Annotated in this window: 16 protein-coding genes; 5 read left to right on the top strand and 11 right to left on the bottom strand. The window is 75.7% G+C overall.

Going from position 1 to position 14,957, the window contains the following annotated elements; genetic code table 11:
- Positions 1–3 precede the first annotated feature (3 nt).
- The 6 genes from Voc01_RS10620 to Voc01_RS10595 form a co-directional block, all read right to left on the bottom strand.
- Positions 4–780 carry a GntR family transcriptional regulator gene (locus Voc01_RS10620; protein ID WP_239160101.1) on the bottom strand — a complete coding sequence of 259 codons (777 nt, stop codon included), beginning with the start codon at positions 778–780 and terminating at the stop codon, positions 4–6.
- Complete coding sequence (gene trpA / locus Voc01_RS10615) at positions 777–1,538, bottom strand: tryptophan synthase subunit alpha (protein WP_203927158.1); 762 nt, start codon at positions 1,536–1,538, stop codon at positions 777–779. Before trpA ends, Voc01_RS10620 begins: the two co-directional genes overlap by 4 nt.
- Positions 1,535–2,728: a tryptophan synthase subunit beta gene (gene trpB / locus Voc01_RS10610; protein ID WP_203927157.1), complete on the bottom strand. Its 1,194-nt coding sequence runs from the start codon at positions 2,726–2,728 to the stop codon at positions 1,535–1,537. The genes trpA and trpB overlap by 4 nt, the downstream gene beginning before the upstream one ends.
- A gap of 70 nt (positions 2,729–2,798) precedes the next feature.
- The gene (locus Voc01_RS10605; protein ID WP_203927156.1) at positions 2,799–3,434 is read right to left on the bottom strand and encodes a response regulator; all 636 of its coding nucleotides are present in this window, start codon (positions 3,432–3,434) and stop codon (positions 2,799–2,801) included.
- Positions 3,431–4,600: a sensor histidine kinase gene (locus Voc01_RS10600; protein ID WP_239160100.1), complete on the bottom strand. Its 1,170-nt coding sequence runs from the start codon at positions 4,598–4,600 to the stop codon at positions 3,431–3,433. The genes Voc01_RS10605 and Voc01_RS10600 overlap by 4 nt, the downstream gene beginning before the upstream one ends.
- Complete coding sequence (locus tag Voc01_RS10595; protein WP_203927155.1) at positions 4,593–5,477, bottom strand: hypothetical protein; 885 nt, start codon at positions 5,475–5,477, stop codon at positions 4,593–4,595. Before Voc01_RS10595 ends, Voc01_RS10600 begins: the two co-directional genes overlap by 8 nt.
- 87 nt (positions 5,478–5,564) lie before the next feature.
- Between Voc01_RS10595 and Voc01_RS10590 the strand changes: the two genes are divergently transcribed.
- Complete coding sequence (locus Voc01_RS10590) at positions 5,565–5,900, top strand: fluoride efflux transporter FluC (RefSeq protein ID WP_239160099.1); 336 nt, start codon at positions 5,565–5,567, stop codon at positions 5,898–5,900.
- Positions 5,897–6,247: a fluoride efflux transporter CrcB gene (gene crcB, locus Voc01_RS10585; RefSeq protein WP_203927153.1), complete on the top strand. Its 351-nt coding sequence runs from the start codon at positions 5,897–5,899 to the stop codon at positions 6,245–6,247. Before Voc01_RS10590 ends, crcB begins: the two co-directional genes overlap by 4 nt.
- 13 nt (positions 6,248–6,260) lie before the next feature.
- Here the strand turns inward: crcB and Voc01_RS10580 are convergent, their stop codons facing one another.
- On the bottom strand, positions 6,261–6,677 hold the full coding sequence (locus tag Voc01_RS10580) for an ester cyclase (RefSeq protein WP_203927152.1): 417 nt from the start codon (positions 6,675–6,677) through the stop codon (positions 6,261–6,263).
- Between the two features lie 72 nt (positions 6,678–6,749).
- Here Voc01_RS10580 and Voc01_RS10575 point away from each other — a divergent pair, with 72 nt between their 5' ends.
- Positions 6,750–7,259: a MarR family winged helix-turn-helix transcriptional regulator gene (locus Voc01_RS10575; RefSeq protein ID WP_203927151.1), complete on the top strand. Its 510-nt coding sequence runs from the start codon at positions 6,750–6,752 to the stop codon at positions 7,257–7,259.
- Here Voc01_RS10575 and Voc01_RS10570 read toward each other — a convergent pair.
- Positions 7,200–8,252 (bottom strand): Gfo/Idh/MocA family protein, encoded by a 1,053-nt coding sequence (locus Voc01_RS10570; protein ID WP_203927150.1) that lies wholly within the window; start codon positions 8,250–8,252, stop codon positions 7,200–7,202. The two genes, Voc01_RS10575 and Voc01_RS10570, sit on opposite strands and share 60 nt — an antisense overlap.
- Entirely contained in the window at positions 8,249–8,986 is a 738-nt protein-coding gene (locus Voc01_RS10565; protein WP_203927149.1) for a ThuA domain-containing protein, read from the bottom strand. The genes Voc01_RS10570 and Voc01_RS10565 overlap by 4 nt, the downstream gene beginning before the upstream one ends.
- A gap of 180 nt (positions 8,987–9,166) precedes the next feature.
- Between Voc01_RS10565 and Voc01_RS10560 the strand changes: the two genes are divergently transcribed.
- Entirely contained in the window at positions 9,167–12,223 is a 3,057-nt protein-coding gene (locus Voc01_RS10560; protein ID WP_203927148.1) for a BTAD domain-containing putative transcriptional regulator, read from the top strand.
- A 6-nt stretch (positions 12,224–12,229) separates the two neighbouring features.
- The gene (locus Voc01_RS10555) at positions 12,230–13,276 is read left to right on the top strand and encodes a helix-turn-helix domain-containing protein (protein WP_203927147.1); all 1,047 of its coding nucleotides are present in this window, start codon (positions 12,230–12,232) and stop codon (positions 13,274–13,276) included.
- Here the strand turns inward: Voc01_RS10555 and Voc01_RS10550 are convergent.
- Both Voc01_RS10550 and Voc01_RS10545 read right to left on the bottom strand, forming a co-directional pair.
- On the bottom strand, positions 13,240–14,199 hold the full coding sequence (locus Voc01_RS10550) for a tetratricopeptide repeat protein (protein WP_203927146.1): 960 nt from the start codon (positions 14,197–14,199) through the stop codon (positions 13,240–13,242). The two genes, Voc01_RS10555 and Voc01_RS10550, sit on opposite strands and share 37 nt — an antisense overlap.
- Positions 14,094–14,927: a hypothetical protein gene (locus tag Voc01_RS10545; RefSeq protein WP_203927145.1), complete on the bottom strand. Its 834-nt coding sequence runs from the start codon at positions 14,925–14,927 to the stop codon at positions 14,094–14,096. The genes Voc01_RS10550 and Voc01_RS10545 overlap by 106 nt, the downstream gene beginning before the upstream one ends.
- Between the last annotated feature and the right edge of the window lie 30 nt (positions 14,928–14,957).

Below are 14,957 nucleotides of genomic sequence, written 5' to 3'. Positions count from 1 at the left end.
TCCCTAGGCGGCGCCCCAGTTCAGGGACAGACCGGTGGCCGCCCGTTCGGTGCGGATCTCCATCATGCTGCCCAGGATCGTGGCCCGGTCGGCCACGACCGCCGCGCCGTCGAGCGTGTAGGTGACCCGGTCGCTGACGAAGACCGGGCTTCCCTCCGGCTCGCGCAGGTGCCGCGCGACGGCAGCGGTGAGCGTGTCCGGCCGGATCGACTCGGTGGCGCGGGCCACGGCCACCCCGGCGTCGGCGAGCGCGCCGTACAACGGCACGGCGTCGAGGTCGTGCTCCCGGATCCGGTCGGCGTGCGGCTGGCGGACCCAGGAGACCTGGTGGATCGCGGGCCGCCCGCCGAACTCGCGCAGGCGCTCGAGCCGCAACGCCGTGTCGCCGGCCGGAACCCGCAGTTGGGTGGCGATGCCGGCGGGCGCTCGTCGCACCGCGCGCGACAGCACGGTGGTCCGCACGTCGTGTCCCTGCTTCTTCAGGTCGTCGGCGAGGCTCTGCAACGCGCCCAGCTGGTAGGCCAGGTGCGGCGGGGCGACGAACGTGCCCCGGCCCGGCCGCTGCACGATCAGACCGTCGTCGCTGAGCTGACGCAGGGCCTGCCGCAGCGTCATCAGCGTGACCCCGTACGCGGCGCTCAGCTCGCGTTGGGGCGGCAGCGCCTCGCCCGCGGTGTACACCCCGGCCCGGATCTTCGCGGCGAGGTCGGCGGCGATGCTCCGGTACCTCGCGCCGGGCGCAGGTGAGGGCGCGGACGAGGGCACGGGCGTCGGCGTCACGGCGGGCCCTCCTCCTCGTGGAACTCGTGGAGCTCGTCGAGTGCTCGCCGCATCGTAGCGAGGAACGCCGCGGTGTCGGACGGCCCCGCTCCGTCGAGGACGCGCCGCACGACGGCCGCGCCGACGATGACGCCGTCGGCGCAGCGGGCGGCGGCGGCCGCGTGTGCGGGCGTGGAGACCCCGAACCCGAGGAGCACCGGAAGGTCGGTGGCGGCCCGGATCCGCCCGACGAGCGTCGCCGCCGAGCCGGACAGTTCCGCGCGCTCGCCGGTGGTTCCCATGAGTGACACGGCGTAGACGAAGCCGCGGCTGCGGCGTCCGATCTCCGCGAGCCGCTCCGGTGGGGTCGACGGCGCCGCGAGCAGCGCGAGGTCGACACCCGCGCCGGCGGCGGCGGCCGAGAGGGCGTCGGCCTCGTCGAGCGGAAGGTCCGGCACGAGCAGACCGGTGACGCCCGCCGCGCCCAGCGCCGCGGTGAAGCCGTCGCGCAGCGCCAGGTTGCTGTAGGTGCTCACGACCAGCGGCGGCAGGCCGGCCGCGAGCCGGGTGAGCCCGTCGAGGATGCCGCGGGCGGTGGCGCCGCGTGCCAGCGCCGCCGCGTTGGCCTCCTGGACGGTGGCGCCGTCGAGCGTCGGGTCCGAGAACGGCAGCCCGACCTCGACGAGGTCGGCGCCGGCGTCGGCGAACGCGCGCAGATGGTCGGCCCAGTCCGGGGTGAGGCCGCCGGTGAGGTACGGCATCAGGAGTTTGCGGTTCACATCAGCTCCATCAGCGCGGTGAGGTCCTTGTCGCCGCGCCCGGACAGCGTGAGGAGCACCGTCGACCCCGGCTCCAGCTCGCCGGCCTCCGCCGCGCGGATCACCCAGGCGACCGCGTGCGCCGACTCCAGCGCCGGGATGATGCCCTCGGTGCGGGCCAGCCGCAGCGCGGCGCCGACCGCTTCGGCGTCGCTGACCGTGTGGTACCGCGCCCGGCCGAGGTCGCGCAGGTACGCGTGCTCGGGGCCGACCCCGGGGTAGTCCAGCCCCGGCGCGACGGAGTGCGCCTCGCTGATCTGCCCGTCGTCGTCCTGCAGGAACAGCGAGCGGGCGCCGTGCAGCACGCCGACGCGTCCCCGGCTCACGCTCGCGCCGCCGTCGGCCTCCACACCGACCAGGCGCGCCGACGTGTCGACGAACCCGGCGAACGTGCCGGCGGCGTTGGACCCGCCGCCGACGCACGCGACCACGAGGTCCGGCACCCCGCTGCCGAGCTCGGCGGCGCACTGCCGGCGCGCCTCGTCGCCGATGACGCGTTGGAACTCCCGCACCATCCACGGGTACGGGTGCGGGCCCACCACCGACCCGACGCAGTAGTACGCGTCGGCGGTCGCACCGACCCAGTGCCGCATCGCCTCGCTCGTGGCGTCCTTGAGGGTGCGGCTGCCGGTGCGCACCGGAACGACCTCGGCGCCCAGCACCCGCATCCGGAACACGTTGAGCGCCTGGCGTTCCACGTCGCGCTCGCCCATGAACACGGTCGCCCGCAACCCGAGCAGCGCGGCGGCGGTCGCGGTGGCCACGCCGTGCTGCCCGGCACCGGTCTCGGCGATGAGCCGCGGGCGACCCATCCGCCGGGCCAGCAGCGCCTGCCCGAGCACGTTGTTGATCTTGTGGGATCCGGTGTGGGTCAGATCCTCGCGCTTGAGCAGCAGCGTGACGCCGAGCTCGGCGGACAGCCGCCACGCCGGGGTCAACGGCGTGGGGCGACCGGCGTGGGCGGCCAGCAACGTGTCGAGGGCGCTCCGGAAACCCGGGTCGCGCCAGGCGTCCCGGAACGCGTCCTCGACCTCGTGGCAGGTCGGCACGAGCGACTCGGGCACGTACCCGCCACCGAACTCACCGAACCGGCCGCGCGCCGCGGGCTCGCCCATCGACGCGGGGCGCGGCCGCACCTGGAGGTCGCTCATGCTCACACCTCACTGTTCTAGATTTCAGCTAAGAGTTCTAGAACAGTGCGAGGTTGTCAACCTGGCGGTGTCAGAGATCCGCCTCGACCGCGAGCAGCGCGAGGCGGATGCGGTTGGACGCGCCGGTCTTCGCCAGCAGGCTCGTCACGTGGGTCTTCACCGTCGTGACGCCCAGGTGGAGCCGGTCGCCGATCTCCTTGTTCGACAGGCCGGCGCCCACCAGCGCGAGCACCTCCCGTTCCCGGGCGGTCACCGACGCCGGCAGCGTGCTCGGCGCCGGCTCCCGCGACCGCACCGCCCGGTCGACCAGGCGGCGCAGCACCGACGGGCTGAACGGGCTCTCGCCCGCGGCGGCCGTGCGCACCGCCGCCAGCAGCTCCGACGGCGCCGCGTCCTTCACGAGGAACCCGCAGGCGCCGGCGGCCAGGGCCGGGAACAGGTGGTCGTCGTCGTCGAACGTGGTCAGGACGACGACGCGCACCGACGGGCGGGCGGCGCGGATCCGCGTCGTGGCGGTGGTGCCGTCGACCAGGGGCATGCGCAGGTCCATGAGCACCACGTCGGGCGCCACCTGCTCGGCCAGCCGGATCGCCTGCTGACCGTTCTCGGCCTCGCCGACCACCTCCAGGTCGGGCGCCGACTCGCACAGCATCCGCAGCCCGGCCCGCACCAGCCGCTGGTCGTCGACCAGCAGCACCCGGATCACGCGCCCACCCCGGCCGGCAGCACGGTCGCCAGGCGCCACCCGGCACCGCTCGGCCCCGCGGTCAGCGACCCGCCCAGCACCTCGACGCGTTCGCGCATCCCCACCAGGCCGTGCCCGGGCCCGCCGTTGGGCACCGCGAGAACGTCGCCGCGGCCGCCGTCGTCGGTGAGTTCCCAGTGGACCGCGTCAGCGCGCACCCGCACCGTGAGCGTCGCCGTCGCGGACGCGCCCGCGTGGCGGGCCACGTTCGTCAGCCCCTCCTGCGTGAGGCGGAGCACGGCCAGCCCGCGCACCGCGTCGAGCGTCGCCACCGCGGGGTCGATCGTCGCCTCGACGGTGAGGCCGGCACGGGTCGCCCGCTCGACGGTGGTGGCCAGCGCGTCGGGCAGGGCACCCGGGTCGATCGGCGCGTACGCCGACGCGTCCGCCGTCGGGTCACGCAGCAACGCGACGAGCCGGCGCAGGTCGGCCAGGGCCGTGGTGCCGGTGGCGTGCAGGTCGTCGAACACCTCGGTGACGCGCGGGTCGGCGACCGGCAGCACGTGCCGCGCCACCCCGACCCGCAGCACCATCGACGCGACATGGTGCGCGACGAGGTCGTGCAGCTCCCGCGCGATCGCGGCGCGCTCGCCGACCCGGGCGGCCTGCGCCTCGGCGGTCGCCCGGTGCTCGGCCTGCCGGGCGAGCCGCCGGCTGCCCCGGATGTTCGCGCCGACCAGGAGCGGCAGCCCCACGGTGACCACCAGGTCGAAGGCCAGGTGGCCGAGCGCGCCCGGCAGATGCGGGAAGATGTCGGCGACGTGCGCCGCCACCATGCCACCGGCGGCGATCCCGATGCGCCGGCCGGGCTCGCGCAGCGCCACCTCCAGCAGCATGAACGTGGCACCGACCTCGGGCACCATCGGCTCGGCCACCCCGACGTTCGCGGCGACCCCGTACGTCAGCGAGCCCGCCAGCGACGCGACGAACGGCCAGCGCCACGCCACCGGGCACAGCGCGATCGCGACCGCGGCGAAGAACCAGTCGACCGGCTCGTACCGGTCGTCGCGCTGGAGCACCAGGAACGCGACGCCGCCCAGTCCCAGCACGACCATCCGCCCGCGCGCGAACCGGTCGTCGAACATCCGGGGCACCCAGCGCGTCACCACGTCGTTCAGCCTAGGCACGAAGGCTGTGCTCACGCGGTCCCCCGACGGCAACCAGGACCCCGACGGCGGTGCCGGCCGCGACCAGCCCGGCCACGACGAGCGTCGCGGCATCCGGGTGCACGAGCGGCTGGCCGCGCAGCGCCTGCCACGTGACCAGCGCCAGCACGGCCACATAGCCCGCCGCCGCGACGACCACCAGGCGCAGCCTCGTCACCTCGTCGAACCGCTTCAGGGCCAGCAGGAGAAGCGGCAGGACCTGCAGCGCGTGCATGCCGACGAAGTGCGGGATGCGCAGGTCGCCGCCGGTGGTGCTCCACCCGGTGACCGGCAGCCCGGGCCCGCCGTCCTCGACACCGACGCTGTGCGCGCCGATCACCCCCGTGTCGGCCGCGACCTGCGCCTCGGTGGGAACGAGCATGAGGAAACCGAGCGCCATGCCGACCACGGCGATCACCAGGCCGAGGCGGAGCGCCCAGGTGAGCGCGCGGTCGCCCGGACGCTGGATCATCAGGAGCACGACGACCACCAGGGTCGCCGCGTAGAAGAAGGCGATCGTGACACCCATCGCGGTGAAGACCCGGTCGTCGAGGTCGGTGGTCGCGTTGAAGTGGCTCATCCGGGCCCGGGCGGCCTGGAACGCGATGAGGGCCACCTCGAGGAACCCGAAGACGGCGATCACGGTGCCGGCCCACCAGGCCGTCCGCCGCGCCCTCGTGAGCCGCCCGATGAGCCAGGCCATGGTCACGGCGTAGAGGGCGAACGAGACGCCGAACTTCAGCGGCTTGAGCCACGTGTTGACGCCGAGCACGGTGCGGTCGTCGACGACGGTGCCGACGAGCGAGAACACGGCGAGGCCGGCCATCACGCCGGCGAGGGTGACAAGTGGACGATGCATGCCTTCACGGTCGTGAACCGGCGGGCGGCGGACACCCGCCCGCGGGTCCGACCGCCTCCTCCCACGGGAGGAGCCGATACTGGGTCGGTGCGGTGGGCTCCGGTGGTGGCGGTCGCGGCCGGCGGGGTGGTCGGCGCCCTCGGCCGGTACGGGCTGCAGTCGGCGTTCCCGTCGCTGTGGACCACGTGGGCCATCAACGTCGCCGGGTGTCTCCTGATCGGCGCGCTGATGCCGCTGGTGGCCGAGCGGCCGCTCCTGCAGCCGTTCGTCGGGCCCGGCGTGCTGGGCGGGTTCACCACGTTCTCGGCGTACGCGGTCGACGTCCAGCGGGGCGCGCCGCTGCTATACCTCGGCGGAACGGTCGTCGCCGCCGTGGCCGCGGTGTGGGTCGGCAGGGCCGTGACGGGGCGTCTGGCCCGGTGACGGTGCTGCTGGTCGCCCTGGGCGCGGCGGTGGGCGCGCCGACCCGGTACCTCGTCGACCGCTGGCTGCGGGTCCGGGTCGGCGCCGGCTTCCCGTGGGGGACGCTGCTGGTGAACGTCGCCGGGTCGTTCCTGCTCGGTTTCCTGGTGTCGCTGCCGGCGGACCGGTCGGCGGCGGCGCTGCTGGGCACCGGCTTCTGCGGCGCCCTGACGACGTACTCGACGTTCAGCTACGAGACCCTGCGTCTCCCGCGGGCGCGGGCGCTCACGTACGTGCTGGCCAGTGTCGCCCTCGGCGTGGCGGCGGCCGCCGCGGGCGCCGCCCTGGCTCAGGTCACGCGTCCCTGAGCCGCGCTGTGTCTCACGCGGCCGTGAGCTGGGCGACGATCGCGCCGCCGTCGAGCCAGACGTTCTCCCGGCTGATCGCGCCGCCGCGGAACTCGAACACGTGCAGCATGCGGAACTCCACCTGCCGGTCGCTCGGCGGCGCGCCGAGGAACCCGTGCGGGAAGCGTCCCCGGGTGCGGTGCTCGACCACGCAGTGGTCGTCGCCGTAGACCGTGCGCACCGGGGTCATCTCCTCGTTGATGAACGCGGCGAGGAGCTGGTCGTAGAAGTTCTTCGCGGCCGCCGGTCCGGTGACCGGGCCGGTCGGCCACCCGACCACGTCGTGCTCGACGTCGTCGGTGTAGACCGCCACCGCGCCGGCGGAGTCGGACGCCATCTCCGCGGCGATGTGCTGATCGATGAGGCGGTCCATCTCGGCGTGTGACGTCATCGCGGGTCTCCCAGATAGTACGGTTCGCAGTACTAAAAAAGTACGGCTGGGCGTACTACACTGTCAAGCACCATGGAACCCCGGGAGTATGAACCGCAGGTGGGCGCGCTGCTGCGGATCGCGTGGGAGGCGCTGCAGGCCGAGCTCTACGCCGAGCTCCGCGCCGCCGGCTTCGACGACCTGCGCGAGGTCCACCGCCCTGTACTGAGATACCCGCCGATCGACGGCCTGCGCCCGACCGACCTGGCCGGGCGCCTGAACCTGAGCAAGCAGGCCACCAACGACCTGCTCCGCGACCTCGAGCGCCTCGGCTACCTCCGCCTCGACCGCGACCCGACCGACGGCCGGGCCCGCATCATCCGCTACACCGAGCGGGGCTGGCGCCTGTTCGACACCGGCAGCGGCCTCAGCCGCACCATCGGTGAACGCTGGGCGCGGGCCGTCGGCGAGGAGCGCTACGCCGACTTCCACGCGACGCTGCGCGAGATCGTCGACGTGACCCGGCAGGCCTGGCCCAGACCTCTACAGGCGGACCTCGGCGCCCGTGGCGGCGGACTCGTACAGCGCGCTGATGATCCGTGACCGCTTCAGCCCCGCCTGGCCGCGGTGCCGGTCCCAGTCACCACCGCGGACCACCTCGACGAAGTCGCGCACCACCGTGAGGTGGCCGGTGCTCGCGCCCGGGGTCACCACCGACTCCGTCGGCTGGCCGGCCACGTCGTGGTAGACGCGCACCGGGCCGACGACGTAGTCCTGCACCCGCACGCTCGCACCACCCCGGGCCCCGTGCAGGTGGATGCTCATGTCGTCGTCGGCGTAGGGGCCGTGCACGGCCCAGCTGGCCTCCAGCAGGAGGGTCGCGCCGTCAGCCGTGTGCAGCATGCCGGTGGCGAGGTCCTCGACCTGCCAGGCCGCGGGGTCGCGGCCCTGCGCCTCGAGCCAGCGCGGGGCCAGCGTCGCGTAGGTCGAGCCGGTGACCCGGGTGACCTCGGGCTCGCCCATCACGGTGAGCAGCATGTCGAGCATGTGCACACCGAGGTCGATGAGCGGACCGCCGCCGGCGGCCTCACGGTTGGCGAACCAGCCGCGGACCTCGTAGTTGCGCCGCCGCATCCACGCGGCCTTGGCGTAGTAGATGTCGCCGAGCCGGCCCTCGTCGACGATGCGGCGCAGCAGCGCCATGTCGCCACGGTTGCGGTGGTTGAACACCGTCTCCAGGACGCGGTCGGTCTCCTCGGCGCAGGCGACCATCGCCGCCGCCTGCTCGGCGTCGGCGGCCAGCGGCTTCTCGCACAGCACGTGCAGGCCCGACTTCATCGCGGCGACCGCGATCGGCAGGTGCAGCGCGTTCGGCGTGGCGATGCTGACCACGTCGAGCCCGCCGGCGTCGATCATGTCGGCCCAGTCGGGGTAGGTGTTCGGGATGCCGAGGCGTGCCGCCACCTCGGCGGCCAGCTCGCCCTCCTTGCCGGCGATCGCGACCACCTCGGCGTCGGGGTGCGCCTGGAAGCTCTCGGCGTGCGTGCGTCCGGCCCATCCCAGGCCGACGACGCCGACCCGCAGCGGCCCCGTCACTCGAACCACCCGGTCGGGCTGAAGTCGGCCGTGTACGCCTTCCCGCGGATGTCGGACGGAGCGACCCACAGGGCGGCGTTCGCCAGCACCCGCTGCACGTCGGGGTGGTGGTACACCGGGTACTCCTGGTCGCCCGGGCTGAAGTAGAAGACCCGGCCGAAGCCCCGCTTCCAGCCGCAGCCGCCGCGGAACACCTCGCCGCCGGTGAAGCTGCTGATGAACACCAGGTCGTCGGGTGGCGGCACGTCGAAGAACTCGCCGTACATCTCCTGCTCGGGGATCACGATCGGCGACGGGACCCCGCGCGCCACCGGGTGCGTCGGGTCGACCGTCCACACCAGCTCGCGGTCCTTCTGGTTGCGCCAGCGCAGCGAGCACGTGGTGCCGAGCAGCAGCTTGAACACCTTCGAGTAGTGCGCGGAATGCAGTGCCACCAGGCCCATCCCGCGGCGGACCCGGTCGGCCACGGCGGCGGCCACCTCGTCGGCGACGTCGCCGTGGGCGATGTGCCCCCACCAGAACAGCACGTCGGTGCTCTCCAGCACGCCGTCTCCGAGACCGTGCCCGGGCTGGTCGAGCGTGGCGGTGCGGACGCTCACCGCGTCGCCGAGATGGGTGCGCAGCGCCTGTTCCCACACCGCGTGCATGCCGTCTGGATAGATGGACCGGACACTGTCGTCCTTGCGCTCGTGGACGAACTCGTTCCACAGCGTCACCCGGATGGGCTCCGGCACGTTCTGTCGCCTCCCCGATCGCGAACGGATCTCCGTCACCCAAGAATTGTCCATGAGGCGCCGGTCCGCACCCCGGTACCCGTACGGGAACGTCCGCGTTCCCACTCCACCCGCGCCGCGGCGGCAGGCTGAGCCGGTGTCCCGCAACGGATGCGCCGCGGACGCGTGAGGGGGTGTGTGGTGGCCCACAGCGAGGCCGGGCCGGCACTGGGCCCGCTGATCCGCGGCTACCGCATGCGCAGCGGCCTCACCCAGGCCGAGCTGGCGGGCCGGGCCGGCCTCAGCGTCCGCGGTCTGCGCGACCTCGAGAGCGGCCGCAGCAACCGGCCGCACCTCGCGTCGGTGCGGCGCCTGACGGAGGCGCTGGGCCTGTGCCCGTCCGAACGCGCGTCACTGCTGGCCCACGTCGGCGCGGCGCCGCCCGGACCGGTGGCGCCGGCCACGTCGATGGAGACCACCGTCGGCATCCTCGGGCCGCTCGTCATCAGGGGAGACGGGCACCGGAAAAGCCCTGGCGCACCGATGCTTCGCAACCTCCTGGGGACGCTCGCGTTGTACGCACCCGGCCCGGTCGCGACCGACGTGGTCATCGCCCACCTGTGGGGCGACCACCCACCCCCCAGCGCCCGCGGCCAGGTGCACGTGCGGGTGGGCCAGCTCCGCCGCCTCCTCCCCGGGCCGGAGCCGGTGGAACGGGCACCCGACGGCTACCGCCTGCGGACCGGGCTGGACGCGTCCACCTTCCGCGCCCTGGTGACCACGGCCGCGCGCGCCCTGACCGACGGCGACCGGCGCGGCGCCCGCGACCACTACGCGCGGGCCCTGCGGCTGTGGCGCGGCCCGGTGCTGGCCGACGTCGGTGACCTGCGCCACCACCCCGCGGCGGTCGCGCTGACCGCGCTGCGCGTCGAGGCGGCCATCGCCCACGCCGGCCTGGCCGGGCCCGCCGACCGGCCGGAGGCGGTGCGCTGGCTGCGGTCGCTGGCCGCCGACGACCCGCTGCACGAGGGGCTGGCCGCCGCCCTGACGCTGACCCTGGCCGCCGCCGGCGAGCAGGCCGCCGCGCTCGCCACCTTCGACGCGGTGCGCGCCCGGCTGCGCGAGGACCTCGGCATCGAGCCCGGCCCCGACCTGCGGGCCGCCCACCTGCGGATCCTGCGGGCGGCGGGCTCCGCGACCGACCGGCCGGTACCCGCCCAGCTGCCGCCGGCGATCAACGGCTTCGTCGGCCGGTCGGTCGAGCTGGCCGCGCTCGACGCGGCCCTGCCCCGCGGCGCGGCCGGTGGCGCTCCGGTCGTCGTGGTGTCGGGGACGGCCGGCGTCGGGAAGACCTCGCTGGCCGTGTGGTGGGCGCACCGGGTCGGCGACCGGTTCCCGGACGGCCAGCTGTACGTCAACCTGCGCGGCTACGACCCCGACGGGCCGGCGCTCGACCCGGCCGACGCGGCCCGCGGCTTCCTCGACGCGCTGGGCGTCACCCCCGAGCGGATGCCCGACGGGCTCGACGCCCGGGTCGGCCTGTACCGCAGCCTGCTGCACGGGCGCCGGATCCTCGTGCTGCTCGACAACGCCCGCGACGCCGCGCACGTGCGTCCCCTGCTCGCCGGCGCACCGACCAGCGTGACCGTCGTGACCAGCCGCGACCGGCTCGGCGGCCTCATCGCGACCGCCGGCGCGCGGCCGGTGCCCCTCGACCTGCTGCCGCCGGTGGAGGCGTGCGACCTGCTGGTGCGCCGGCTCGGCCGGGCCCGGGTCGACGCCGACCCCGGCGCGGCCGACGAGATCGTCGACCGGTGCGCCGGGCTGCCCCTCGCGCTCGCGGTCGTCGCGGCGTACGCAGCGGGCCGGCCGGCGTTCCCGCTCACGGCGATCGCCCGCGACCTGGCGACCGGACCGTCGGGCGACGAGGTGCGCACGGTGCTGTCGTGGTCCTACCGGGGGCTGCCGCCCGCGCAGGCCCGGCTGTTCCGGCTGCTCGCCGTGCACCCGGGGCCCGACCTCGACGTGGCGGCGGCGGCCAGCCTGCTCGGCGCCCCGGTGGGCGACGCCCGCTCCGCGCTGCACGGGCTCGCCGAGGCCCACCTGGTCACCGAACACGTGCCCGGCCGGTACTCGTTCCACGACCTGCTGCGCGCCTACGCCGCCACCCTCGCCGCCGGTGACCCGGCCGGGAGCACGGCCGCCGTTCGCCGGGTCGCCGACCACTACCTGCGGGCGGTCACCGGGATCGACCACCTGGAGTCGCCGCAGGCCCGGCGGCTGCCGGCGGTGCCGGCCGGGCCAGGGGTCACCACCGTGACGTTCACCGGCCACGACCGGGGGCAGGACTGGCTCGACACCGAGCTTCCGGTGCTGCTGGCCGTGATCGCGCAGGCGGCCCGGGCCGGGCTCGACGCGCACGTGTGGCAGTTCGCCTGGGGGCTGTGGCGGTACTTCGAGTTCCGCGGCCGGCTCTCCGAGTGGTGCGCGACGCAGGAGCTGGCCCTGGCGTCGGCGCGCCGGCTCGGTGACCCCCTCGCGCTCGAGCTGACCCACCGCGGCTACGCCTTCGCGTACGCACGGCTGAACCGGTACGACGACGCCCTCGGCCACCTCGACCGGGCCGTGGCACAGCACGAGGTCCTGGCCGACCCCGCCGGCCTCGCCCGGCTGACGCTCAGCCGCAGCTGGATCACCGGGCTCCGCGGCGACCACCGGGAGGCGCTGGGGCACGCGGAGCGCGCCCTGGCCATGTTCGAGGAGCTCGGCGACCGGCGGGGCGTCGTCCACGCGCTCGCCAGCGCCGGCCGGCACCTCGTCGACCTCGGTGACCCCGGGCACGCGCTCGACGTCCTCGGCCGGGCGTGGGACCTGCACCAGGACCTCGTCGACCCGTACGGCCGCGCCGACACGCTCGACCAGCTCGGCCGCGCCCACCTGCGCCGGGGCGGGCCACGCACCGCCGCCGGGCACTTCACCCGCGCCGCCGCCCTGCACCGGGAGATCGGCGACCGGTACTCCGAGGCCGACGCCTACCACTGGCTCGGCGACGCCCACCGGGCCGCCGGCGACGTCGACGCGGCCCGGGCGGCGTGGTCGGCGGCCCTGGACCTGCTCGACGAGCTGTGCCACGACGACGCGACGGTCGTCCGCGGCAAGCTGACCCGCACGCCGGGCGGGCCGGCGGGGCGGCAGAAAGCGGCAGACAACGGCGCGCCCGCCGCACCCGTCGACGGCGCCCGCACCCGGACAACGTGAGGAAACATGCCCGACGACGCCCCGCCCGTCCCGGCAAGCCGGCGGACATCGGCGGTTGACACGATCGGTCCCGTGCTGAGGGAGCGGATTCGGAGGTACCGGCGGCGGTCCGGGATCTCCCAGGAGGAGCTTGCGGTGCGGTCCGGGCTGAGCGCGCGGACCATCCGCTACATCGAGAGCGGCCGGACGCTGCGGCCCCGGCCGGCCACGATCCGGCTCATCGCCGCCGGGCTCGGCGTCGACGTCGCCGAGGTCGACCCGGACGGGGCCGCCGGCCCGCCCCCGCCGGTCGACTGGCCGGTGCCGGCCCAGCTGCCCGCCGACGTCGCCGGGTTCACCGGGCGCACGGCGCACCTCGCGACCCTGGACGACCTGCTGCACCGCCGCCGGGCCGCGGTCGCCGCGCTCACCGGGGTGCCCGGGGTCGGCAAGACCGCGCTCGCCGTGCGCTTCGCGCACCGGGTCGCCGCGCGGTTCCCCGGTGGGCAGCTGTACGCCGACCTGCGCGGGTCGGCGGCCGTGCCGGCGCGGCCGGCGGAGGTGCTCCACGACCTGCTGTGCGCGCTCGGGGTCCGCGCCGACCGCATCCCACCCGGCACCGACGCGCGGACCGGCCTGTACCGCAGCCTGCTCGCCGACCGGCGCCTGATCGTGCTGCTCGACGACGCGCGCGACGCGGCACAGGTGCGGCCGCTGCTGCCGACCGCGTCCGGTTGCCTGGGTCTGGTGACGAGCCGGTCCGCGCTGGTCGGGCTCGTGGTGTCGGCCGTCGCTGTGCCGGTCCCGGTGGAGCCCCTGCCGCCACGCGACGCGCGCGCCCTCCTGACGGCCCGGACCGGCGCGGCGCGGGCCGCCGCCGAGCCGCGGGCCGTGCGTGACCTCGCCGACCACTGTCGCGGCCTGCCGATCGCGCTCGCGGTGGTGGCCACGTACGCGGCGGCACGGCCCGACCAGCCGCTGTCCCGGCTGGCCGCCGAGCTGCGGTCGGGGTCGGCGCTGCCGGCGCTGCTGCGCGCCTACGCCACCGAGCCGTCCGGAACGCTGGCCGGTTGAGCGACGGCGCGCCCCTCGGCCTGCCGCTCGTAGGCCCACCCGTTGAGCCGCCACCGCGGGATCAGCACCGACCGGGCCGCGGCGTAGGCGCCCAGCGCGCCCAGCGCGCCCGCGAGCACCAGCAGCGACCGGGTGCCCGTCGTCAGGTACGCGGCGGCGAGCAGCGCGCCGCCGCACAGACCGGCGAGCGCGCGGGCCGGCCACGGGTTGCCGGGGTGGCGCAGCCAGTGCACGGTGAGCTCGCGGCGCCGGCACCGGCGCACGTAGCGGCGGATGCGGGTGAGCCGGTCGACCAGGTCGGGGTCGGTGGCGACGGCGAGGGCCCGGGCCAGCGGCGGCAGCATCCCGCGGATCTCCGCCCGCCGGGTGATGAAGTACACGTCGTCCTCGCGGACGACCGGCACCTGCTCGGCGACCGCGGCGAGCGCGGCGGCCCAGTGGTCGCCGACCGGCTCGGCGCCGTCGGTGCGCCGGTAGAGCTGCTCCAGGATCTCCAGGGCGGCGCCGGACGCACCGAGCCGCAGGTGCACGGCCGCGGCGCCGAGCTGCGGCACCGCCCAGCCCGGCTCGAGCCGGCGCGCGGTGCGGTACCAGCGCAGCGCCTCCCGCCAGTTGCCCAGGTCGTCGAACGCGTCGGCCAGCCGCACGTGGCACTCCGCCCGGTCGGGGGCGAGCAGCACCGCCCGGCGGGCCGCCGCGACCGGGTCGAGGCTGTCCTCCGGGTCCGCGACCTCGACGCGGTCGCGGTGCGGCGGTCGGGCGGCGCCGCGCCGGTGGCCCAGCGGGGCCGCGCGGTCGACGAGCCCGTCGCCGCCGATCAGCCGTCGACGGCGAGCGTGGCGACGGTGTGCCGGCTGACGGTTCGCGGGTGGCGGGCCAGTTCGGTACGCATCGTGGTAGGTAGATCGCGAGCGAGGGTCCATGCCACTTCCTTCGTGGGGACGGGAAGGCTGACGGCGCCGTCGGCGATGGGGTGGACGACGACGAGCGCCCGCACGCGGTGGGTGCGCGGAAGCCGGTCACGCAGTGCGGCCACCCCCGAGACGAGCGGGCCGGCGCTCTGCCCGATGAACCGGCCGTCGCAGCGGAGCTGGCCGGTCGCGTCCATCAGGTACCGGCCGGGCGGCCAGGCGACCGGTTCGACGACGAGCACCAGCCGCCCGGCGGTCACCGCGAAGGCGGCGAGGATCCGCGGCCGCCCGGCGCCGTCGCCCGCGCCGGCCGGCCGCGTGGCGCCGCCGACCTGGACGCCGCGGAAGATCCGGACGCTGGGGATGTCGGTCAACGGGCGCAGCAGGTCCTCGGTGCGCCGCACGACGTCGGAGCGGGCCATGCCGATCGGGCGCAGGGCGCGGTACTCGTCGGCGCCGGCGGCGGTGGGGTCGCCGTGCCAGCGCTGGCGCAGCAGCCGCGCCGGCACCTGGTCACGCACCCTCCGCGCGGTGCGCAGCCGCACCCAGGCGCGCCGTGCGGTCTGTGCGCTGCCGCCCAGGACGGCGACCGCGAGCAGGCCGAGCGGGTCGAGGTCGCGGACGCTGAGGAGGGTGGCGCCGAGCGCCAGCAGCGCGACCAGACCCGCCGTGACCACCGTGGTCGCCGCCAGACCCACGGCGGGCCGACCCGGCAGGTACCGGACCGGAGGTTCGGTCATGCGGGTCATTGATGCAGGTCCAGCTTCCGC

This window comes from Virgisporangium ochraceum (genome assembly GCF_016863655.1).
Taxonomy (GTDB): Bacteria; Actinomycetota; Actinomycetes; order Mycobacteriales; family Micromonosporaceae; genus Virgisporangium; species Virgisporangium ochraceum.
This window is presented reverse-complemented; position numbering and strand designations above follow the sequence as displayed.